Origin of the sequence: Hahella ganghwensis DSM 17046, from assembly GCF_000376785.1 — a bacterium.
GTDB lineage: Bacteria > Pseudomonadota > Gammaproteobacteria > Pseudomonadales > Oleiphilaceae > Hahella > Hahella ganghwensis.
The window spans coordinates 1-23,586 of sequence record NZ_AQXX01000139.1; the positions used below are offsets into that span (position 1 = coordinate 1).

19 protein-coding genes are annotated in these 23,586 nt (G+C 49.6%); 13 read left to right on the top strand and 6 right to left on the bottom strand.

The window, feature by feature from the left end; genetic code table 11:
- The first annotated feature begins 256 nt into the window (after positions 1–256).
- A complete protein-coding gene (locus F566_RS0126090) occupies positions 257–997 on the top strand; it encodes a substrate-binding periplasmic protein (protein ID WP_020409989.1) in 741 nt (246 codons plus the stop codon).
- Positions 998–1,114: 117 nt separating this feature from the next.
- Here F566_RS0126090 and F566_RS0126095 read toward each other — a convergent pair whose 3' ends face one another.
- The 4 genes from F566_RS0126095 to F566_RS0126110 form a co-directional block, all read right to left on the bottom strand.
- Positions 1,115–2,302, bottom strand: a complete 1,188-nt coding sequence (locus tag F566_RS0126095) for an FAD-dependent monooxygenase (RefSeq protein WP_020409990.1) — start codon at positions 2,300–2,302, stop codon at positions 1,115–1,117.
- 92 nt (positions 2,303–2,394) lie between these two features.
- Positions 2,395–3,156, bottom strand: coding sequence for an Hpt domain-containing protein (locus F566_RS0126100; RefSeq protein WP_020409991.1), 762 nt, complete (start codon positions 3,154–3,156; stop codon positions 2,395–2,397).
- A gap of 267 nt (positions 3,157–3,423) precedes the next feature.
- Positions 3,424–4,587, bottom strand: coding sequence for a hypothetical protein (locus F566_RS35845; protein WP_020409992.1), 1,164 nt, complete (start codon positions 4,585–4,587; stop codon positions 3,424–3,426).
- 231 nt (positions 4,588–4,818) lie between these two features.
- Complete coding sequence (locus tag F566_RS0126110) at positions 4,819–5,772, bottom strand: heme-binding protein (RefSeq protein WP_033416944.1); 954 nt, start codon at positions 5,770–5,772, stop codon at positions 4,819–4,821.
- Positions 5,773–6,133: 361 nt separating this feature from the next.
- On the opposite strand from F566_RS0126110, the gene F566_RS0126115 reads away from it, so the two are divergent.
- The 7 genes from F566_RS0126115 to F566_RS0126145 all read left to right on the top strand — a co-directional run bounded on the left by F566_RS0126115 (position 6,134) and on the right by F566_RS0126145 (position 16,803).
- The gene (locus F566_RS0126115) at positions 6,134–6,631 is read left to right on the top strand and encodes a hypothetical protein (protein ID WP_020409994.1); all 498 of its coding nucleotides are present in this window, start codon (positions 6,134–6,136) and stop codon (positions 6,629–6,631) included.
- A gap of 128 nt (positions 6,632–6,759) precedes the next feature.
- Positions 6,760–8,619 carry a GMC family oxidoreductase gene (locus F566_RS0126120; protein WP_020409995.1) on the top strand — a complete coding sequence of 620 codons (1,860 nt, stop codon included), beginning with the start codon at positions 6,760–6,762 and terminating at the stop codon, positions 8,617–8,619.
- A 15-nt stretch (positions 8,620–8,634) separates the two neighbouring features.
- Positions 8,635–9,738 (top strand): ferritin-like domain-containing protein, encoded by a 1,104-nt coding sequence (locus F566_RS0126125; protein ID WP_020409996.1) that lies wholly within the window; start codon positions 8,635–8,637, stop codon positions 9,736–9,738.
- A gap of 96 nt (positions 9,739–9,834) precedes the next feature.
- On the top strand, positions 9,835–11,799 hold the full coding sequence (locus tag F566_RS0126130; RefSeq protein ID WP_020409997.1) for an alkaline phosphatase family protein: 1,965 nt from the start codon (positions 9,835–9,837) through the stop codon (positions 11,797–11,799).
- Positions 11,800–11,803: 4 nt separating this feature from the next.
- Positions 11,804–13,291 carry an alkaline phosphatase family protein gene (locus F566_RS0126135; protein ID WP_020409998.1) on the top strand — a complete coding sequence of 496 codons (1,488 nt, stop codon included), beginning with the start codon at positions 11,804–11,806 and terminating at the stop codon, positions 13,289–13,291.
- Between the two features lie 405 nt (positions 13,292–13,696).
- On the top strand, positions 13,697–14,254 hold the full coding sequence (locus F566_RS0126140; RefSeq protein ID WP_020409999.1) for a LytTR family DNA-binding domain-containing protein: 558 nt from the start codon (positions 13,697–13,699) through the stop codon (positions 14,252–14,254).
- 284 nt (positions 14,255–14,538) lie between these two features.
- Positions 14,539–16,803 carry a LemA family protein gene (locus F566_RS0126145; RefSeq protein WP_020410000.1) on the top strand — a complete coding sequence of 755 codons (2,265 nt, stop codon included), beginning with the start codon at positions 14,539–14,541 and terminating at the stop codon, positions 16,801–16,803.
- Between the two features lie 22 nt (positions 16,804–16,825).
- Here F566_RS0126145 and F566_RS0126150 read toward each other — a convergent pair whose 3' ends face one another.
- Positions 16,826–17,623, bottom strand: a complete 798-nt coding sequence (locus F566_RS0126150; protein WP_020410001.1) for a substrate-binding periplasmic protein — start codon at positions 17,621–17,623, stop codon at positions 16,826–16,828.
- Between the two features lie 354 nt (positions 17,624–17,977).
- Here F566_RS0126150 and F566_RS34170 point away from each other — a divergent pair, with 354 nt between their 5' ends.
- The 3 genes from F566_RS34170 to F566_RS0126165 all read left to right on the top strand — a co-directional run bounded on the left by F566_RS34170 (position 17,978) and on the right by F566_RS0126165 (position 21,638).
- Complete coding sequence (locus F566_RS34170; RefSeq protein WP_020410002.1) at positions 17,978–18,598, top strand: SatD family protein; 621 nt, start codon at positions 17,978–17,980, stop codon at positions 18,596–18,598.
- A 34-nt stretch (positions 18,599–18,632) separates the two neighbouring features.
- Positions 18,633–19,409, top strand: coding sequence for a hypothetical protein (locus tag F566_RS37420; protein WP_020410003.1), 777 nt, complete (start codon positions 18,633–18,635; stop codon positions 19,407–19,409).
- Positions 19,410–19,649: 240 nt separating this feature from the next.
- Complete coding sequence (locus F566_RS0126165; RefSeq protein ID WP_020410004.1) at positions 19,650–21,638, top strand: methyl-accepting chemotaxis protein; 1,989 nt, start codon at positions 19,650–19,652, stop codon at positions 21,636–21,638.
- A 97-nt stretch (positions 21,639–21,735) separates the two neighbouring features.
- Here the strand turns inward: F566_RS0126165 and F566_RS0126170 are convergent, their stop codons facing one another.
- Positions 21,736–22,452 carry a YebC/PmpR family DNA-binding transcriptional regulator gene (locus F566_RS0126170; protein WP_020410005.1) on the bottom strand — a complete coding sequence of 239 codons (717 nt, stop codon included), beginning with the start codon at positions 22,450–22,452 and terminating at the stop codon, positions 21,736–21,738.
- 299 nt (positions 22,453–22,751) lie between these two features.
- On the opposite strand from F566_RS0126170, the gene F566_RS0126175 reads away from it, so the two are divergent.
- Positions 22,752–23,255, top strand: coding sequence for a DNA/RNA non-specific endonuclease (locus F566_RS0126175; RefSeq protein WP_020410006.1), 504 nt, complete (start codon positions 22,752–22,754; stop codon positions 23,253–23,255).
- A gap of 159 nt (positions 23,256–23,414) precedes the next feature.
- Positions 23,415–23,576, top strand: coding sequence for a phosphotyrosine protein phosphatase (locus F566_RS37790; protein ID WP_245555309.1), 162 nt, complete (start codon positions 23,415–23,417; stop codon positions 23,574–23,576).
- Positions 23,577–23,586: the final 10 nt, after the last annotated feature.

Consider the following 23,586-nt stretch of genomic DNA (forward strand, 5'->3'; position numbering starts at 1 on the left):
GGGGGGGAAGATCCAAAATGGCCGGAAAAACACTCTGAATATTCGGCCATATATCGTCGAGAGTTTGAATTACCTCAGAACCTTGGGGTTATTCAGACTCTCCTTAGCAAGGTTACGAATTTTCACGTTCACTTTCCACGAGCCAGCTATACTTTTCTGAGGGATTGTTGTTTTTAGAAGGATTTGTACTACCAACGCTTCAATACTGCGACCGCGAGTGCAGGATTAACGATAAGAATTAAGAGGTATTGTACAAATGATCAGACTATTAATGCTGCTGGTGATAATGTTCGCTCCATTCTGGGCCAGCGCGGAAAAGATCACCCTGGCTAACGGGGAATGGGCTCCATATCTTTCCGACAAGCTGAAGCATGACGGTTATATGTCCCGGATCGTTAAAGATGCCTTTGCTGAAGAAGGCATTGAAGTGGAGTATGTTTTCCTGCCCTGGAAGCGAGGCTATGAGGAAGCCAAGAAAGGCGTCTATGCCGGTACGCTGATCTGGGGTTACAACGATGAACGTGCCAAGGATTTTCTGTATTCAGATACGGTTGCCACCCTGGGTACCTCTTTGTTCTATAACAAGAGCAAACCCATCGACTGGAGTAAACCTGAGGATCTGAGTCAGTACCGGATTGGCGGCATTATCGGCTATGCCTATGGTATTGAAGACCTTGAAAAATCCGGAGCGGTCAAGATCGAACGTATCGACAATGACCAGGGGAACTATCGCAAACTGGCTGCCGGAAGACTGGATATCGTGCTTGAGGACACGGAAGTCGGGCTGGAAAGTCTTGCCCGATACGGTTTGGCGGATAAGATCGAACCCCATCAAAAAACGCTGGAACCTCGCAAATATTCTGTCATCTTCAGTAAAAACCACCCCAAAGCGCAGGAGCTGATGGAAGCGTTTAACCGGGGACTGAAAAAAGTCATTGATGACGGTCGCTATGATAAATATCTGCAGGAATCACGTAGCGGAGCGTACATGCAGTAAACGTTGTTCTGTGACCAGGCGCATCGTTTTCGTGTGCCTGTCCAGGAATTTCCTTCAACACCGGTTGAGGAAGTGAGATGGAGTGGCAGACAACACTTGAAACTGCTACTCCAGTAATTATTTGCCGGTTGTGGCCTGGGGAGGACAAGGGAGATTAGTTCCCCAAAACCGGGCCATTCCTTCCGCTGCTTTCGTAAAGTCGGTGTTCTTGCTCTCTTGATTTCTGGCCATGCAGAAGGCTTCATCCTGATGGAACAGAGAGGAGGCAAACTGACGTGCTGCCACTATAATATTCGTCGTTTTATCAAATCTCAGTGACGTAAATGCCTCAAATGCGGAGGTTAAGTCGTGCCGGTATTTGATCAGGCAGTTTGTGAGGTGCCACGAATCCTCAAGCGCCTGACAGGCACCTTGCCCGGAAGTGGGGAGTGGTGCATGAGCTGCGTCACCAATCATAATGAGAGTGTTTTGATGCCAGATTCGGGCAGGATCGTGGTCATGGACATAGATTTTATTGATGTTTTCAGTTTGAGTACTTTCGATGACTTTTGTCACCAACTCCGGCCATTCTGAAAAAGCCGCATTTAATTCTGTCTTATAATCTCCAGGGGTTCTGGAATTGCTCTTTTTACTGGCCATGCCGCCTGCCCAGTAAGCTTTTGTTCTGGATACAGGGACAACCCCGAAGCGTTTTCCGATTCCCCAGTAGTCTTTTACAATGCTTTCCTCAAAGGTATCTCTGGTGGACTCAAATACACCGACCCAATTGATAAACCCTTGGTAAACTGGCTGGTTGTTCTTACAGACATATTGGCGTGCGTGTGACGTCATGCGACCGTCTGCCCCAATGACAACATCTGGAGTTATACTCAGGCCATTCTGAAAGTAAACGACGGTTTTATCTTCTTCGTTTGTCTTGATAGAGGTTACGGCATGACCAAATTGTATGGACACCCCGAGTGTCCCGAGCTTGTCCATTAACACTTTCTGGAGGTCGCGTCTTAGAATCGAGAAACTGGGATACCCCATATGACTATTGAGCAGCTCAATATTGATGGCTCCCAGATTTTCTCCGAGATGTGATAAACGCTGCATACGTGTCGGTTTTCCGGAAGCAGCTTCAATCTCTTTCAGGACACCTATCTGTTCAAGTATACAGGCGGCATTTGGCCACACCAATACACCGGCTCCAATGTTTGAAGCAGTTTTATGCCGCTCATAGATACTGACATTGAAACCATTCTGTTTTAACGCGATCGCAGTGCTGATTCCAGCGACTCCGGCACCCAAGATGGCAATATTCATTTTTCTGCTGCAATCTGTTTGAAGTGGAAATGGAAAGACGCTACCTGTTGGCATCAGATGGGGCAATTATCAATTTGTACAGTAGGCAAAGATCAGGCGGAGACAATGGATTGTACTGTGCTATAGATATTCTCGGCCAGGCGCTCATTCTTCTGCAGAACCGTACTGAAAAGCATCTGTTCTGTCTCTGTAACGTCACGACTTGTGACCAGAATCGCTGGAATACTGCGTCTATTGGAGTGAGAGGAGCGCAGGGCGGCCATCACGGCATTGCCATTGAGTTCGTGGAGTTCCTTTCCAATAATGGCTAAGTCGAAAGGATCCTGGATAAGTCGTGTCAGGGCGGCTAATCCGTTCTTCTCTTGAACAATCTTTAGAGGCAAAGACTCAAGAACCTGACAATAGAGTGATGACAGCATCGTGGACTGTTCTGCCACCATGACTAACCAGCGCTTTTTCATTACCTTTTTGGAAAGATTTTCCAGCTCTTGGGAAACCACTGCCAGGCCCTTGTCATCCTGTGGGCAGTCTTTTGCCCGACGAAGCAAATCGATGTAGGCAAGAATGGTATTGACGGCGACGGAATCCAATCGACCTTCGGCAGGGAGTTCGGACAGGAAACTTTCGAGCTGATGGCAACAGGCTGTAATAAAGTAAAAGCCGTTTGTGCCGCCAGCACCTTTCAGGCTGTGGACTCTGCGGTATAGCTCATTGTATTGTTCTGCAGCATAGACTTCCTTTTCCATTGACAGGGCCAGGTTTTCCATTGTGTTGCAGCGTTCATCCAGCTCCTGCGCAAAGCGGGTGCGCAGCTCGGCCAGCAGTTTAACGAGGCTTTCCCTCCTCTCTGGCATAGTCTTAGCCTCCTGATCGTCGCTACCTGAATTCTGTAGCCACTGGGAATTATCATGACAGTATAGTCCGAGATGGACCTGGTTGCTTATCCGGTAAGGGAATGAGCAGGCGTGAAATTCAAACCCGTTAGTCTGCTGTAATCCTTATCTCCACTGTAAACGGGCCCGCTGTCAATCGGGCCCGTTGCAAATATTAGTATTGAACCTATCTATCTGTTTGTTTCGCCGGGTGTCGCGGAATACTGGCTCACACTATTCTTCTTCACGTTATACGTCTTCACACTCCAGCTGTCGCGAATTCATCTCCATGATCTGCAGTTTGCCATCTTCAATACCCCAGACATATTCATCTTCCGAGGTACATCGGGTCATTTTTCTGCTTTGTGGGTCGATATATTGGCTGATGGTCGTGAATTTCAGAATGGCTCTGCCATCATGATTAAGAACATAAGAATTAATGGTGGTTGAGACCTCATACTTCGTCTGGGGCTTCAACATAATTCCCAGATCAAACTTGTAGGTCGTGTAGTTTGCTTCAAGTTCGGTATAGCGGCCGTTTTCCTGAAAAATCAGTGTGCCTGTTAGCTTGGGAGAAAAGTGCTTCAGGATGCCGTTTATGTCTGAAGTCCGGCTGGAAATCTGTATATCCTTAAAGGCTGCAATAACTTTCTCGCGCGTAACCTTGGTGGCGCGCACCGCATTTTCCTGTGGGTTTTTCTGTATGCCTGTAGAATCCTTATAGGCAGAAAAGAGATAACCAAACGCCGAAGCGGCGTCCTGTGCATCCTGGTCGCCGGTAAGATATTCCATACCATTGCCGGTAATGAAATTCGTTGTGGCCTGGCTGGCTTTTGATTTCAGTTTTTCCAGCCAGAGTTCATAGCTCTCTTCGCTATACTCCTGTCCGAAGCGCTCTACTTTTCCTTCGTTCAATAATCCCGCTTGAATCTGACCTGGAAGCTTATCATGCCACCACCGGTAAACGGTGTTGTAGGTTCGTTCATTGTCTTTTTCACTGTACAGTTCATTTTCGCATCTGAGCAGGCGACCACCTTCGCATTTGTACCAGAACTCCCAGGTATCCTGATCTCCATACCCCCAGGCCTGGGCGTGAATATTGGGGCACAGATCACTGAGCAGTTTCACCAGTTTCCCGATCAGGTGATCTCCCTGGGCGCTGTTGGTGAACTGACTGATCCAGTATCCCTCAATATCCAATGTGGATTCGGGGTGCAGGTGTTCCTGATATCGATTGTGCAGTTCATTCAAAAAGCGCTTCACAAGGCTTTCACCTGAGTCAAAATTCAGAGACTGGGCTGCCTGAAAAATTGTGTCATCGGTCTCGCAAAGGGATTCTATAAACTCTTTAAGCCGAGCATGGGTTGTGGGGTTGGGATGGTGATAGTAGAGCTTGGAGTGCAATTCCGCCATGTCCTGTTCCTTCTGGTTATCGACGTCGTTCCGTGTGCTTCCATGATGTGTCTTGCGGCTGTTCAGCGTAATACCATGCTCGCCGAAGGCGTATCAGGAAAACAAGCATCACCGCAATATCGATTCTAATACTGGAAGACTAGCTCAATAAAGTGAGAATGTAAGCATCGGAAGGGGAAGCCGTTGCCGGCCTCCCTATGGGTGGAGATGGCACAGACTCTCATGTCCCGGTCAATTTTTCTTGGTCAGAGTATTGGTCGTGACATGGGGAAAACTGATGACTGTGCCATTGACTGGAATATCCATCACAATGGTCTGACTGTACTGCAATTGGGTGTAATCTGAGGAACCAAATGATTCCAGCCAGTAGCGGGCAAAATAGCGTGAAACTTTGGCATGTTGCTGCTCAAAGCCGATATTGGTGACCGGGTGGCCGCCATCATTAGAATCCACGTCGAACTGAATGTAACTGCTGGCCGGGTTTTTCTGTATTGCCGTAGCCAGCGGTAGGTTCGGATTTTCAGTGAACTCCGGATTGAGGTTGCCCACGTTTTTAACCTTGTACTGGTCCGTATTCACCCCCGTGGGCAGAATCAGGGGAGGGGGTTCTATGACCGGTGACCCTGTTTTATTTGCATAGCTGCCAGCGGACAGAATCGAGTTACCGTGGGGGACAGACATCTGTTTGATAATATCGTATTTCTGAGATGGTGCCTGGCTATTGGGGACTGTCTGGTCTCCTAATCCTGGCTTTTCTCCATTACCGTAAGGCCCCAAAAGCTGCTTGGCATCAGTAAGGTAGAGCCAGGAGCCATTCTCTGCATGGACCAACTGGTCTTTGGCTGGACCGTCGGCAAAATAGATTCTTTGTTCATAGAACAGGGTGTTCGCTACCTGTGTGCCGTAGCCTCCTCGGTTAGGGGCAGTACCATGAATGGCAGAGAATGTGATTTCTTCGTAGTAGGAGAAATTTTTCAGGATGTAGCTTTCTTCCTGCGGCAGTGGCATCAGACAGTAGGAATAGGGAGATGCTGGCCCGCCTTGATTGTCATTTGCCAGATTCTGGTTCGTCCAGGTGCCCACTAAAAATTCCAATGGACCCAATGCGGTGGTTGGTGCAGGAGGCTCACTCTGGTCAGGTTCGTGAATCAGAGGTTGGGTAAGATTGGGGGCGGTTGTTGTCATGATTAGTCCCTTCGTGTGCTGTTGATCCGGGAGCCTGATCACAAACAGACTCCAGGTCTCCATCAGTCCTTTGCAGCTATCCGATAGAGTCCCAAGATCAATATAGTTGAAATAACTTTAATTGGTTAAAAAATGAACTTGCGCAAGAGGTTCAATATTCCAAGATGGTTTCGTGCCAGGTTGTAACTCATTGAAATTAAAAATTATTGGAAATACCGAATGATGACGGTCATTTTTGTTAATTTTCTTGACTGGTTAAAAAATGGTCTATACTAGGCGTCAGCGGACGACAAATTAGTCGTCTGCCCATCAAATTCCACAGGCAAGTGGTAAGTGGAAAGCGAGCGTAGGGAGACACCTCATGGACTGGTTAGACGATTTCTATCAGCTAAGTGCTGCTCTCACTGACTACAAGGTTGCACAACTCCAGGGGACAGGAGTAGGTGAGGATTACCTTGAAGTGCTCAGCACGATCATCCCCCATGCCATTCTGGCTGAACTGTTTGGTTCATATCGAAGTATCGTAGCGGAAAACTCTGCAACCCCCACGGAACAGCTGATACGCGATGGCATATTATCCAACGCCAAGCTTGGTCCAGTGGCAAGAAACATTATCAAGATGTGGTACTTGTCAATCTGGTATCAGATGCCGGAGGACTGGCGCCAGTTATACGGCAAGCCCAATCAGGGCGATCCCAAGTATCAGGATGTGCAGTTCGTCGTTTCGCGCAATGCTTATATTCAGGGGCTTGTCTGGCAGACCCTCGGTTCACACCCGATGGGAGCCAAGCAACCCGGATACGGTACCTGGGGAGATAAACCATCGGACAGATCTTCAATTGTCAGTACTACGAGCTAGATGCAGGATTAGCCATGTCGTGCAGGATCAATAGCTCCGTGGGATCAAAACTTTAAGAAACATTTATATATCGAAAAAATTTCTGGTAACACCCCACCATAACAACACGTAAACATATGGAGGTGGACATGAATACTGTGGATGAGTTTGATGTCGTCGTCGTTGGCGCGGGAATCAGCGGCGCCATCATCGCCGAACAACTCGGTTCGAAAGGAAAAAAAGTTCTGGTGCTGGAGGCTGGCAGTGGAACCGGTGACCGGTTCTGGAACTCAAGTACTTCTACTGGTGCCGGATCTGGAAATGGTAAAAAGCCGGGATACGAATCCTACATGGATACGTTTTTTACTGCGCTCGCCAAAATCCCCAACGCACCTTATTCCAACAATCCCAATGCCCCCCAACCCCTGGTCACAGATCTGGAACCCATCGCGCAAAATCAGACCCTGACCAATGGTTACTTTGTGCAGAAAGGCCCACTTCCCTTCGCCAGTACTTATACCCGTGCCGAGGGAGGGACAACGCTGCATTGGTTGGGAACCTGTCTGAGAATGTTACCTGAAGACTTCAAAATCAAGACAGAGTTTGGTCGAGGTCTCGATTGGCCGATCAGTTACAGTGACCTGGAAAAGTGGTATCAGGTTGCTGAAGAAAATATTGGGGTGTCGGCGGATGCCGCAGAGCAAAGTTACAGCAATATTCCCAACAAGGCTGTCCATATCCCCTATGAAAGCGGCTACAACTATCCGATGGAAGCCATTCCCCAGAGTTACCTGGACAAATACATGTCCAGCGGGCTCAGGCAGATGACGGTGACTTTGGATGGCAAGGATTATCCTGTTGATGTGGTCAGTACTCCTCAGGGGCGTAATGGAATGCCGCGGGGGTCGTACCGACCGGTAGGGGCTGTGGGTGACTCGGATCTTGGACAGCGTTGTGCGGGTAATTCTAACTGCGTGCCCATATGTCCGATTCAAGCCAAATACAATGCCCTGAAAACGCTGGCGCAGGCACAGAAAACCCACCATGTTGAAATTCGTACCCAGTGTGTTGCATACAACCTGGAGGTGGATCCGGCCACACAACATATTTCCAAAGTTCACTACAAACAGTATTCAGATCCGAACTCGCCGGAACATGTCTGTAAAACCGTGAAGGGTAAGATCATCGTGCTGGCGGCACATGCTGTTGAGAACGCGAAACTGATGCTCGCTTCAGGTGTCGGCAACTCCAGTGATCAGGTGGGGCGCAATCTGATGGATCATCCCACCATGCTGACCTGGGGATTGATGCCGACCAAGATCGGGGCTTTCCGGGGACCGGGTTCCACATCGGGTATCCCTTCCCTGCGGGGAGGAGACTTTCGCAGGAACCGGGCGGCGTTTCGGATCGAGATTGGCAACTGGGGATGGTCATGGCCTGAAGGTGCGCCTGTCGGCACTGTGCCGGATCTGATTGACCAGAAAAACCTGTTCGGCGCGCAGTTGAAACAGACGATTGCCTCCGTGTATCCGCGCATGTTCCGGTTTGGCTTTCTAGTTGAGCAACTGCCGGATCCTAATAACCGGGTTACAATTGATCCTACGTACAGGGATCAGTTGGGTAACTACCGGCCGGTTATTGATTATGATGTCAGTGACTACACGAGGGCCGGTATGGCCGCGGCCAAGCAGGTTTCTGATTTGATCTTCCAGCGCCTGGGAGTGGAAGGCTTCACTGAGTACAAACCCTCAGACCCTGGCTATCTGACCTATCAAGGGCAGGGCTATACCTACAACGGTGCAGGGCATCTGGTCGGCACCCATATCATGGGCTCTGACAGTAAAACGTCCGTGGTCAACAGGGACCAGCGCAGCTGGGATCATCCCAACCTGTACCTGGTCGGATGTGGCAACATGCCCACGATTGCCACATCCAATCCGACGCTGACAATGGCGGCTTTGACATATTGGGCGGCAGACAATGTGTATAAAGCTCTTGCGGATATGTGACCAAGGAGACGGATTATGTATATCAATGAAGAATGCAAACCGATAAAAGTCGCCGGCAATAAACTGTGCCCGATTACCACAATTGATGAGTTGCACCACAATCTGCAATTGGCCATTGAACTGGAATTCGCCACATTGCCCACCTACCTGAGCGCTTTGTACAGCATTAAGGAAAATACCAATGTATGTGCCTACAGCGTCATCGGCAGTGTGGTCATGGAAGAGATGTTCCATCTGACCAATGCCGCGAATGTACTGATTGCTACAGGGGGAAAACCTGCCCTGAACAATCCGGAATTTATTCCGTCCTTCCCGACCAAGCTGCCGGATAAGGAAGAGTGGTTTACTGTCAATCTGCTGAAGTTTTCACCCGAGGCTTTGAGCACCTTCAAATACATTGAAGAGCCGGCTGAGCTGGCCCATGGTTTCATTACGATTGGCGAGTTTTACGAGAATATTATCCACGGACTGGTTCATCTGAATGAGCAGTCCGGACTGGACCTGTTCCCTTCAGGCACCTGTCCTCAGATAGAGCATAAATACTATTACGGAGGAGGCGGCATTATTTCCAGAGTCACAGATCTGGATTCGGCCATCTTTGCGCTGAATGCGATTGTGGTTCAGGGCGAAGGTATCCCGACGGCGAAATGGGATCCCGATAAACCGCTTCCGCTGGATGAAACCACCGGTATCTGGAGCGGTGATGATCCTCTGTTTATGCAGCCTCGCGAACTGGCTCACTACTATCGCTTTGATGAACTGGCCCAGGGGCGGCGATATGTCTGTGGCGATACTCACAATAGTGGTCCTACCGGTCCGGAAATTCCCATCGACTACAGCGCGGTTTACAACATGGTTCCCAATCCGTGCAGCAAATATTACGAGGGGCGCAGTGAATTGCAGACTCTGAATCAGGAATTCAACCTGATCTTTACTGAGCTGCTCAACCAGCTGCACAGTGCTTTCAACGGTAAACCGGAAACGCTTGAGCCTGCTGTCGGTACCATGTTCAGGCTCAAGTATGCTGCGCAGGAGTTGATGCGGATTCCTATTCCCGATTCACCTCAAGGATATTACGCAGGCCCGACCTGGGAGTTTATTTCCGAATCCTGCTGGTGAGCCTGTCTTTGGAGGAAAAGCGCTAATTCCCCGGGAGAAACCGATACCCAGAGAGCCAAGCCATAAAAAGGGCAATCTCAACGATAGGGAGGCTATATGGAAGACAGGGTGTTTGATCATGTCCTGATCATCATGTTCGAGAATGAGTATCGTGGGTATGTGCTGGAAAATGAGTACATGCGGGGACTGGCAGCGCAGGGGATAGAGCTGACCAATTGTTTTGGTGTCATGCACCCTTCCCAGACCAACTACATCACTTCAATCTCTGGTGAACTCTGCAATGTGAGCGATGATGACAAGCCAGCGCCACTGCCACAGAAAACCATTGTTGATCTGATTGAGGCATCACCGCTGAACCTCCGTTGGAAAGCGTACATGGACAGCTATGTATCGGATGATACGCCCTGGTGCCCGGAAGGATTCAGTCCACGAGATCACTACCCTTATGTGATCAAGCACAATCCATTCTCGTCGTTCAAGAACATCCTTGATAACCGCCAGCGTTGGGAGAAGATCGATAATGAAGCGGGGTTCTGGCGGGATCTTCTCAATAATGATTTTCCTGAGTATGCCTGGTTCACTCCCAATATGTGGAATGACGGCCATTATCTTGTGGGAACTCTGAATGACAACCTGAACGGGGAACGAGCTCCGGTGCTGGTTGATCAGCAGGCGAAATGGCTGCAGTCATTTTTTGCCGGCCTGAACTTTCCTGGCCCCTGCAGCAAACTGCCGCCAAAGACATTGGTTGTTGTGACCTATGACGAGGCAGACTTTGAAGCCTTTTATGATAAAGGGAAGAAGTACACCTACGACGGCCCCAATCAGATCTACACCGTTTTGCTCGGGGACATGATTAAACCGGGCAAACAATCTGAAGGGTACAACCACTACAGCCTACTCAGGACGATTGAGAAAAACTTTCATCTGGGAGATTTGCAGAAGAACGATCGTGACGCCAACTGGTTTCAATTTCTGTGGGGAAAAAGCTTTCAATGGCAAGGTCCCTGTGAAACCCCTTTAAAGGGCAAGCAGAATCTGAGTGCTGTGTCATTCCGAAACGAGCTTTATGTGGTCAGTGTGGATCTTAACGGGACGCTGAAATATTGTGTATTCGATGGCCATGAGTGGTCCCCGGAGGTGCCGGTAGCTGAGGATGGTGACGGTTATCTGGACCTTGCTGCCAACGATGATATGCTGGTTCTGGCTTACCGCAATTCCTGCAAACAACTGGTCATCAAGCAGTACGACCTCGAAACCGGATGGCGGACCGCTGAGCTTCCTGACACGGGGGAAGTGGAAGAAATCTCCCTGGTGGCGGTTCCCCATCAGCCGAAATTCATTCTGGTTTATCGTGATAACGGAAATCAGCAGGTACACAGTCTGACGTTCAGCGGAGGTTTCTGGCAGGGACCTTCAGAATCCATCTGTTCCCACAGCGACGGATCCTTCACTCTGGCTGCGTTGGGTCCGACCATAATGTTCATCTATAAAGTGATCAAAACAGGTCAGTTGTCCTGCCTGAGCTATAACACGGCAGAGTTCAACAAAGTCACTGTGGAGAACAGTCAATATGCGGGTCCCTATGACGATACGACCGTCAACCAGTGGTCAGCAAGTGCTTTTTCCCTGAATCACTATAGTGAAGCTCCCAATGCTGTCACGCCTCATGAAGAGGAGCCGGTGACAGAAGGGATCAATGCATCGGGAGAGCTGGCTGTTGCGACGCTCCAGGGAAGTATATATCTGGTACACAACCGACATTCGGACGGAGGTGGTAATGGACAACTGTTATATGAAACGTTCTCTATAAGCGGCACCCTGACACCGGCCAATCCGGTTTCCTACAATCCGGCGGAAAACGATACCACCAGCAACGGCTATGGGACGTTAGCCGAAGCCGGCTGGAGTTCCACTGGTGCAGTCAACGGGGTTTTCCGTAACTCTGATACACCACTGGCCATGGCGACCTTGAATGACACTCTCTGGCTGTTTTATCAACCCCTGACAAACGAGCGGATCTGGGTGTGCCCGGGCGCTTATCTGAAAAAAAAGGAGTAAGAGGATGACTTCTGAAAACAATATGCTGGATCAAGTTGATCATATCGTTGTAGTGATGCTGGAAAATCGCTCGTTTGATCATATGTTGGGATATCTGTATGCGGATCAAAATAATGTCTCGCCGCTTGGCCATCCCTTTGAGGGATTAACGGGTGAGGAATCGAACCCTGACGGTAAAGGCTATAACGTCAAGGTGTTCAAAATTCCGTCCGACCAGCATCCGTACTACTGGCCGGGTTCTGATCCCGGAGAAGGCTACTACAACACCAACAGCCAGTTGTTCAGTTATTACAAAACTCCCAAGGCTGGGACTGAGGCGACCAATCAGGGGTTTATCACTGACTTTGCCTACACGCTTCAGTGGCAGCGCAAGGATAACGAGAAGAAGCCCAACAGCTGGCAGATTGTCGAGGGAACCGAACCCGGCGATATCATGGGAATGTACACACCAGAGCTGTTGCCTGTACTTTCGGGGTTGGCCAAGTCATATGCCGTTTGCGATCACTGGTACTGCTCAGTTCCCACTGAAACCTTGCCTAACCGGGCATTCGTACATATGGCCACCAGTCTGGGCCGGCTGAATGACCATGATAAGAAATATAATGCGAACACGATCTTTAACCTGCTTGAAGATGCCAAGCAGACCTGGAGTATCGATGGATACGAAGATGACCCGATACTGACCCGAGAGTCCTTACAGGCTTTGCCTGCCAACCCTGTGTACGGGACTTTTGGTAACTTTGATTCATTCAAGCAGGCGGCTTCCAGCGGAAAACTGGCAAGCTATATTTTCCTGACGCCGGAATTTGGCTCCAAGGGCAATAGCCAGCATCCCAATTATGATGTGGCGAAAGGGGAGCAGTATCTATTTGATCTGTATCAGACACTGCGAAACTCCCCCTCCTGGGATAAGACATTGTTGATCATTACCTATGATGAACATGGCGGAACTTATGATCATGTTGCACCACCGGAGAATGCGGCACAGCCGAAGGACTGCCCGGACAATGATGGGTTTAATTTTCAGCGTTTCGGGGTGAGAGTGCCCACCGTGCTGGTATCTCCACTGATCGAAGCCGGAACTGTATTCCGTGTTCCGCAACCGGATACGGATCTTAAGGGCAGCACCTCCTCTGCAACGCCGTTTGATCACACTTCTATCCTGGCAACGGTTGAAAAGCGATTTGGTCTGCCAAGCCTGACGGACCGGGATGCTGCGGCACCCGATGTGGGGGCGGTACTCACGCTGGCCACACCTCGTAATGATTATCCTCTGGAAGGTGTTACACCACCGAAAAGTGAAGGACCTCCCACCCTGGAAGGAAACGGTTCCTGGGGGCAGGCTGATCACTTGCAGAATGCTGAGGCCGAGTTGACCTCACAGTTAAGTCTGAAAGGGGATTATCATTCCCGTTACAAGACAGATTACAAGAGCGAAGAGGAAGCGAAGCAATATTCCCGGGACCGTTATCATCGCTACTACAAGAGTTAGCTAAGAAGATTCGCTATTTGGTAGTACGATTCACCTCCCTGTCTGAGCTGTCATTCAACCCCCATCATCTTCCGATGGGGGGGGTCTTTTGTGTGAGACCTATAGAGCCTCTGAAAACTGACTGAGTTGCCATTGTTATGTCAAATGTTGGCAGTCTCCCGAGTTTTTTCGGAGGTTTACTGGTACTTGGCACCTGAGTGCAATACGACAGTGCTGGAAATGATTCTGAACAATGGTTTCTAAACAAAAATTAATGAAGTTTTCTTCATGTTTGGTGATCAATTTTACCGTTTCCGGCGTCTAACAAAATACTGATCCTGAAAAAGGTCAGCCCTGTCGAGTTGATAAACCTGGTCTGCCACTAAAGCCGGAGTAAGTATGCGGATGGCAGGAAAGGAGGTCTCAATGAAAAATTTGACGTCGATTAGTCTGGTTCTGCTGCTCTTGGTCTCTGAGTGGGCATTGGCGCAGGTTGGCCCTGACTCCAGTTGGGGGGAAATTTATCGCCACCGTTTTTACCAGCCGAATATGCCGGTTATTCCATTCCACGCGAAGGCCAGCAATGGCTCAGACTCCAGACTGATGATGGTTCGGGTGGACGAGGTTCGATACTTTTACAGCGCTGACGGTAAAACTCATCTTTATGGCGGAACAGCGGAAGTTTGCCGGCAGTATACGGTCACTGGAAGTCTCAGCGACAGCCATCGTCAATGTTTGGTTACGGAAACCGTAAAGTTGATACGCCCGGCTGACTACAACTTCGAGTATTGTACTTTCCGCACTGACGGCGATTGCGGTGGCTATACCTCTTCCCGTGAGCAGTATCCGCTGCAGTATTCTGTTCCTGTCTACAATCGGGTCAGTGAGCGTGACAGTTTCAACAGTGGTATGCCGCCGGCATTTTACAAAAGTGTTGTTCTGCAGGAGTGCCGTCAATGCGAGGAGATCGAGGCTCAGCAGTAAAGCGCACGAATCCGGACGGCAGGGAGGCCGTCGTCCTTCTGAAATATCGCAAGGCCCTATGGGTCGGTTCATTTCTGTGATCGCCTTGTTATTTTGTCGCCTGGCCCGGTCACACCAGACTGCTACAATGTGACCACTGGTCATGGCGTTATCTTGTCCCTGAGTTCTCACTGGTCGTGTCTGTCGTCCTGCTTTGCGTTACAGGCTGTGGACAGCAGATTAGGGCTAGTGTTTGGTGCAGGGGGAGTCATCGGTATTGAGTTAAAAGAGATTTGGACCGGGACATGCACGGAATTTTCAAGCGGATCATTTTTGCGGCTTTGGCTTTCATTGCGGCAGCCTTATCGGTATTTGTATTGCAGATGGGATTGTCGGATATCCGGGCAGTCTGGCAACTGGAGTGTATTGCCTCTGCGCCGATGATGGCGATACTCGAAGGAGAAGCCATCCTGACAGGATCGACTCAGTCTTCGGGAAAAACGTTGCAACCACGGCTGAGCAGCAATGGGGCACTGTATTACCGATATCTGCATGAGGAAGAACGAGGATCGGGAGATGACAAGCGTTGGGTCACGATTGAGGATACCCAAAGAGCCGTTGATTTCATCGTGACTGATGGTATAGAAGACGTCAGGGTTAAAGCCCGTGAAGCGCTCTCTGTAATTGATTGGGAAGTGGATATCGCTACCCGGAAGTCGCAGGGGGATCATCGTTATACAGAGTGGGCGTTATATCCGGGGCAAAGTCTCACGGCTATCGGATGGATGCAGCGCCATTCAGGGCAGGGACAGTTGAGCTTTCTGGAGTTCGGTCAATACCGTCCCATTATCTCCCGGGCTTCTCCGACGGATGTGATCCAGGATATTGGCAAAGGCGGGTTACTTTGGGTATTTGCGGGGTTGGCACTGTTATGTCTCTCCCTTTATCTGCTGACACTGGCGGTTCAGTTGCACCGATTGATTGCTTATCTGTTTATTCTGGTACTCGTATTGGACCTGGTGCTGCTTTATCTGGGGGTGAACCTGATCCGAGCGGACCTGGCCGATGTTCAGAACCGCTGGCAACAGCAGGTCCATACTATGAATCGATATCTGGAGCAGTTGAGTTCAGCAAAAGGTTTGTCGTCATCGAATCGATCTCTGGAACAATATGATCAGTTGACCGCAGTGTTGGATGAATATGACCGCGGTCGCCTGGAAGCCGTTGTCGACTATTTGCAGAAGACCTATCTGCGTAGTAACCATTACCTTGCCAGAACACCGTTTAATTGGTTCGCTGCGCTGGAAAATATTCATCTAGAGTGGCCCGAATACCTCCCTTATGATGAGACCTTGAGCATTTCTCCGGTGCCGGCTGGAAAAGTTGATATCCCCTATATCGCGGCAGTCGCGGGAGGGGGCGTCTTGCTGGTGCTGATGACTTGGTTGGGACTTAAAACCGTCCGCCAGAAGCGTTGTATCGAGAATATTCCCACTTCCCCCGTTGCAGGAATGACCTGGGGGCTTAATGAAGTGACAGGAAAAGTGGTGTTACCGGGAGGGGAGCCGTTAAAGGGGCCACTCAGCGACTGCGATTGTGTCTGGTTCAGGTATCGTGAATATGAGCGTGTCGGCAGTGGAAAAAACAAGCGTTGGCAGCTACGGACGGATCAACAGGAGGACATGCCTTTTCTTCTCAAGGATAAAAGCGGCGAGGTTAAAGTGATGCCGGCCCGCGCAGAAATTATTACTGAGCACAAGGAAACCAGAACGGAGGGGAGTTGGCGGTTTGTCGAGGAAAGTGTCCGTATGGGAGATCAGGTATACCTGCTGGGGAATGCGGACGTAGCCAGCACCGATGAGCAACCTGTTCAGCTGGAAGTCAAAGCTGACCCGGCAGAAGGTGGTCTGCCCTATATTCTGAGTAATCTTACAGAACAGGGGGTGATGCTTTACAAGGCTCGCAGAGGGTTGGGGCTGCTGACAATCGCCGTGGCCGCCTGTATTGCCGTTGCTCTGTTCATGCAGGCGTTAAGTGGTGATTTCGCTCCGCATCACTTTCTGACCACAGCTTCTGTTGCCGCGGGGTATCTGTTGGTCCTGACAATCATCATGCACTACAACGATCTGGTGTTTCTGCGTCAGAGAGTACGCAGGAACGCGGCTAATATTGAGGTCGCACTGCAGCGCCGGTTTGATCTGATCAATAATCTGGTCAGAACCGTCAATGCATACGGCAAGCATGAAAAAGCGTTGATGGAACGCATAACTCTCAACCGTGCCGAACTACAGCAACAGGTTCGTCAGGCCAACATGGCGCAATGGAGTGAGAAGGAAAAAGCTATGGCAAGTGATATTAGGGTATTGGCAGAACAGTACCCTGAATTGAAGCAGCAGAAACTGATGAGCCGCTTCATGACGACGCTGGAATCTCAGGAAACCTACGTCAGCCTCATGAAAGATGGATATAACGATGCGGTGGAAACCTATCTCAGCCGAATTGAGTCATTCCCGGATGTGATTCTGGCCCGTATGTGCAAGTTTCAGAAGGAGGCTTTTACCGCAGTCTGAGTAGAAGCGGAGATTCCAGGCGTTATGGCATTATGTCGCTATCCGGCAAGTAGTCGGACATCAGAGGGGCGCCCTGTGTTCGTCTGACTTCCGCAAGTGTGGTCCAAATCTGCCAGGCGAGCTCCCGGTGGTTGTTATAGAAGCTGTGTGAGAGTGCCAGATACCAGTTCGCTGACATATAAGGCTTGGGTAAAGGGCTGATCCTTTCACTCAGGGACAGCTCCCGGATCTGGTGAATGCCGATAGCGGTTTCGATGACATAGCCATCCAGCCGCTCCATGTCGATCAGCCTGAAGGCCGTTTCCAGGTTGTTCACCTCCGCACCGATATGCAGGCCACTGGCGATAAGCTTCTGTTGGGCGACATATCCGGTGGGGGCGGCAAATCCCAATTTGTGTCCGGTAATCACCTGGCCGTCCCATTTCACCTGACCGGTACGAATGACAAAAATTGGGTACAGAGCCCGCCAGAGTCGGTACTCCTCATTGGGTGGGGAGGATGCATCCTCGCTGGTCTTTGGAAACACAGCGATGTTGTCCCGTTCCTTGGACCAGACCAGGGCAAAAGCGCCGTCCACTTGATTATACTGAAGTGCCTGAAGGCATCGCTTCCAGGGCCAGGCATGTAGTTCAAGAGGGAGTTGATGTTGCTCGGTGGTCTGTCGGAGCATATCAATCAGGATGCCGCCTTTGCTCAGTGTCAGAGCATTATGACCCAGTGTGTAGGGGTATTTGGGTTCTTCCTCGTAACATATGGAGAGAGCCGCCGCTGTCTGGCTGCATAGTAGGAGGATTGTTGCGATTATCCCTGGTAAGCTCATGAGCTTCCTCGTAATGATTATCGCACGTCCTGTTTCAATGAGGGGGTCCTGAAGGAATGAGTTCATGGGGTGGCGTTGAAACAACCACTCGTCTATTGAAAGTATGGTCTGGATTCTCTTTCTCTGCAAAGCCTAAATATTCTGGCATGCGTGCGCTGTAGGCTACAGAGGATCGGATGTTTTCCATACCCTGGCGGTCTTAAGCGTTTTCAGAAACTCCCGGGTATTTCATTCTGGTTGTTATTTGAATATTAAACCATTCTGGTTGGTATTTTATGATTAAACCAAATTGGTTGATTTTTTGCCTTTGAATGAATATGGTTGAAAGTAACGTTCTGCCTGGAAATGTCACTTATGCCTAAACTGGCGTTAATCGCTGATATCAAATCTTCACGTCGGGTTAAGGAGCGCGCTGAATTACAGCGGAAAATGGAACATTGCCTGCAACGACTGACCCAAACTAACCCGGGGATAATATCGCCTTATACCATCACACTGGGGGACGAGTTCCAGGCTCTCTTCTGCCGTGCTGATCAGGTGTTGCTGGATGTCTTTCGGATTATGTACGAGCTGTACCCTGTCAGCATTCGTTTTTCCCTCGGAATCGGTGACATCACCACAGATATTAATCCGGATCAGGCGTTGGGGATGGACGGGCCGGCATTTTATCGAGCCAGGGAAGGGATGACCTATCTAAAGCAATCGGAAGACCTGTTGCGCCTGGAAGGCTTGCCGGATAGCCTGAACAGTCTTTGTAATCATTCTCTGCAGCTACTCTCTCATATTTCGGCCAAGTGGCGGCGCAGCCGGTTTCAGATTCTCTTGGGGCTGTCTGAAGGAATGTCTGTGAAAGATCTGGCGGAGCAGCTACAGATCAGTGAGCAGGCGGTGTACAAGAACATTTCCGATGGTTCTCTGGAATCCGTGCTGGGGCTGTTGGACGATATTTCGCTGCAAATAAACCAGACCCTTTAAGATAAAAGAAAAGCGCAAAAGGAAAGCGACTTTCATGGAATATACGCTGTTTTTGAATATCTGCATGATCGGCAGGCTGGTATACCTGTTCTCGGATGGGCCCCTGACCCGCTATCAATGGATGACGATGATCGGAGTGCAGTTGCTGGGGCTTCTGTGTTTCAACTGGCACCTGATGCAGCTTTACTGTGCGGTTCTACTCGGAGTGATTCTGATTGCTGAATTGCACCTGCAGCCAGCACAATCGGAGCGTCACGGGCTGCGTCTGTTCAGTTTCCTTTTCCTGATGGCGGTTTCCAGTCTCGCTTTTGCCGAAGGAGGCCTGACTTTGGCCCCCTGGGTTGTCCGCACTGGTGAGTGGGTGCAGACAAACTCCGCGTTAATTCCCTCCCTGCAGCCAAATGTCTGGCAATTGCTGAATGTGATTTTGCTGGGCATGTTGTTAACCGCTAATGAGGTGAACCTGATCATACGTCTGGTGTTTCATCTGTTTCAGTTGGAACCCCGGCGGGCGGTAGAGGATAAAACAACCGATCAATTGATGATGGCCAGTGAACGGGATGATCAGGAATATAACGCCGGCAGGATTATCGGCATCCTGGAGCGTTGGATCATTCTGGTGGTGATTCTGGTGGCCAATCAATTATCCGTCGTGGCATTTATCATGGCGGCAAAAAGCTTTGCGCGATTCAAACAACTGGAGGAAAAAGTGTTTGCTGAATATGTATTGGTCGGCACTTTGCTTTCCACTTTCCTGACCCTGGTGGTTGCCATGGCCCTGGGAAAATTCTATTTCACATTCTCCTTGTAGGCGATCCTTCGTAGAAATTGTCCGCAAGGATAGCGGGATTAGTCTAACCTTAAATCAGTGCAGACCTATCTCTGTGGGATAACCGGCCGGATGCCTCCTGCCTAAGGATAAATGTCGTCCCCTCAGAACTTTGTCAGTTGGAACGATGAAAGTGGTTTGTACTCTGGATAAAAAAAATCAATAGCTGGCAAATTCAATGGAGGTTAGGGACTGTCAGTAGGGCTAACGCCGGAGGGGATAATGAACTCAATCAAATATACCTACACGGTCTATTTCCTGGCTTTTATGGTATTGATTGCGGCGCTTACTTCGGTCGGAATCGGCCAGACTGTCGCTCCCAAGCTCCAAGAAACAGAAGAAACCAATATCATCAGCGTATTGGAAAACCTGACGGATAATTTTCTCAGTGACTTGAGTAAAGTTCAGGCCCAACAACGCGCCATCACTCAGACCGTCGCTACTCTCAGCAGCGATCAGATTGATGCCCTGTTGCCTGCGATGATTGATCAGTATGGTGACAAAAAGGTTTTCGGCGGTGGGATCTGGCCTCTTCCCAATAAGCGGGAGCAGGGACGGGTTAAATACAGCACCTTCTATCATCGGGACGCCGGTAATCAACTGATCGTCAACACCTATTGGAACTCTGCGGAATCCCTGAACTACTATGAACAGGTCTGGTACAAGAATGGCCAGAATGCCCCCCGTGGGCAATGTGCCTGGGCTCCCGCATATAAGGATTCTGCCAGTACGGAAGCGAGAACCAATTGTGCAATGGGGATCTACAAGAGCGGGTCCTTTTATGGCGTTTCAACGATAGATGTCACACTCGGCTTTTTCAATGACCTGGCCCAGGAAATGGAGAAGAAGCTTAAAGGCCAGATTCTGATTGTCGAAGACGATGGTAAAATTCTGAATAATACCGACGCGATTAAACGTGAGCTTATACTGGGAAATCTCTCGGATGTTCGTTCAGCCTCCACATTCGCGAATCAGGTCAGCCAAGCGGTGGCTCAGGGCGTTTCCGGGGATTATTACCGCGCAGAGTTCGAGGATGAAAAGGGCGTTGAGCACACGTTATATGTGCTGAAAATGGAGGGAACGCCATGGAGTCTGGCGTTTGCGATTCCCTCATCACTGCTGAATCTTCAAACGGTGAATGTGATCAAAACCCTGGCCGGTATACAGATTCCACTGGCGTTGTTGATCGTCGGATTTTGTTTCTTTTCATTTCGTAAACTGTCGACCCGGTTGGTGTTTCTCAGGGAAAAAATCAATCAGTTGTCGATGGGGAATGCAGATCTTACGGCACGGGTTGACATTAATTCCAAGGATGAAGTCGGTGAAATTGGGCAGTCGGTGAACAAGTTTATCGAATTCCTGCATGGGATGATGCAATCAGTGTCTGGGTCCTGTCAGGAGATTTCCGGCTATCTCGGCGAGGTGGAACAACAAATCGAGAGAAACAGGGAAGTGATTCGCCGACACTCTGATGAGACCGGTCAGGCAGTCGTTGCGATTACCGAGATGAGTGCTTCTGCCGAACATGTGGCCAGTAATGCGGAAAATGCAGCCTCCTTTACTCAGAATGTCAGCAACGAAGCGCTGGAGTCCAAGCAAACCGTATTGGTCGCTTCCAAGAGCGTGGAAGATCTACTGGAGGAAGTGGACAGTGCCGCGACCAATGTCTCGAACATGAATGAGAACACCATTCAGATTGGAACGATTATCAAGGTCATTGGCGATATTGCTGAACAGACCAATCTGTTGGCCTTGAATGCGGCGATTGAAGCTGCAAGGGCTGGAGAGCAGGGAAGGGGGTTTGCTGTGGTAGCGGATGAAGTGAGAAATCTGGCTGCAAGAACTCAGACCAGCACAGAAGAAATCAATGAGATGTTGTTGAAGCTTGAGTCCGGCGTCGGATCAGTCGTGGATTCCATGGATAAAACCAAAGAAAGCTGCCATTCGGCCGCTGAAAACACCCGGAAGGTAAATTCCCGTCTTGATTCCATGGCGGAGTCTGTCTCACAGATTAACGAGCTTAGCCTGCAGATTGCCAGCTCTGCGAATGAACAGCGTACTGTCAGTGGGGAAATCAGCGAGATAATGAATCACATCGAAACCATAGTGCATGATATCAATGAAAGCGCGGAAGAGACCTCCAGAAGCACTCATGCGCTATCTGAGGCAAATAGTGGATTGGTATCAATGGTCGGTAAATTCAAGCTCTGAGGGCGAATTTGAGTGGTGTGTGTATGGGAAGCTGGACTCTTGCTTCCCATACACTCCAGGGCCTCATCTGAAACCTAAACAGGCCCTGGGATTGTGCTTACACTTCTGCGTTGTGGTAAACGTTCTGTACATCATCCAGGTCGTTTAGCATGTCGAGGAATTTCTCGAAGATTTCCAGATCCTCGCCTTCCACTGGAGTGGTGGTCTGAGGCAGAAACTGAATCTCGTCTACATCGAAATCAATCTCACCGAAAGCATCGATTAGTGCCTGTTTGGCCTTGAAGTATTCTGTATTGGGCGTAAAAACGGTCACTTTGCCGTCTTCCACTTCGATATCCGTGACATCCACATCCGCCCCGAGCAGTGCTTCCAGCGTGGCTTCTTCATCTTCACCGGCAAAGGCGAGGATAGCGCAGTGGTCGAACATATGACTGACACTGCCCTGAGTGCCGATCTTGCACTTGGTTTTGGTGAAACACAGACGAACGTCACCAAAGGTACGGTTGGGATTGTCTGTCAGGCAGTCAACGATCACCATGCAGTTGCCGGGACCGAAACCTTCATAACGTGCCGCGGCGAAGTCCTCGCCACCGGCACCGGAGGCTTTATCAAGCGCTTTTTCGATCACGTGAGTGGGCACCTGATCTTTTTTGGCCTTATCGATCAGGCCTCGCAGAGCCAGGTTACCTGATGGATCTGTCCCACCGGATTTTGCACATACATAAATTTCACGACCGTATTTGCTGTATACCTTGGTTTTGGCCGCGGCCGTTTTGGCCATGGATTCTTTGCGGTTTTGGAAGGCTCTACCCATCACGCTGTCCCGTTGCTGAGGTTAAAAGAGGCAATTTTACAGATAACTGGGTGGTGGTGGGTAGTTTTATGTGTGAATTGGTGAGAAGTCCAATCTTAGCCGATGAAGAAATTAGGGAATTGATGTGGCCGGAGGTCTGGGTTTGTCGAGTGAGACAATAGAGAGCTCAAGGGTGTTCTTAAAATAAAACGCATTGATAAAAAGTGAGCAAATCATTATTTAGACTATTTATGTTAGAGAGCTCCAATATACAGAATAATTAACCCATTCAAGGATCATGAGAATAAAGGAGATATATTATGCCAGTAGCAACAACCTACATAACTGATCCAGCGACAGGACGTCCCTTGTTTGCCCGAGCGACAATCAGTGTAGTTGGATCGGCCGCCGGTGGTACATCTGCGTCAGTGGCTAATGGTTTAGTCAAGGGACATATGGGAAATGCTCATCCCTATCATCATGAGCGAGGGCACCTTATTGGTAAACAGCTAGGAGGGGACGGAGGTGATGCGCGAAACCTGGTGGGCCTATCTGACGGTACTAACGCACCACTAATGTCAGATATTGAAGGTGAGTGTCGCGATATTATTATGGCAAATGGACCGGGATCTACAGTTTTTTTAGAAGTAGAAGTTGATTGGACCGCTGCCTACTATAATGGGCCGACTGCAGCGCCTTGGGTTCCCGGCATGGTTGGTAGGATTATCGTTCGAATATTTAGTTCGTCTGGTGGGGCTTTACTGTTTGAACAAGGGTATCCTAATGGTGTTGTAAAAAATCATGCTGCGTTAGGGTGTTGCTAGTCTATTCCTTTCAAACACCGCGATTAGAAAGTGGGGGGCAGTTCAGAAGAAGTTTGGAAAAAGCGGTCAGGTTATAGTGCCCGATCTGCAGGGACCAGTCCTAAAGCCAGAAGAACTGTTGGCCCAGCGGATATTCGCTGGGCCAACGTGATATTTGTCATGGAAAAGAAGCACAAGAATCGGCTCGTTGCTGAATTCACCCGCATGTTGGATCATAAGGCAGTTCATGTCCTGGACATTCCGGATGAATATGCCTATATGGACCCTGAGCTGATCGCAGAAATTGAATGTAAAGTGTCAGAAATACTCTCTGCTTTGTAGTACAACCGTA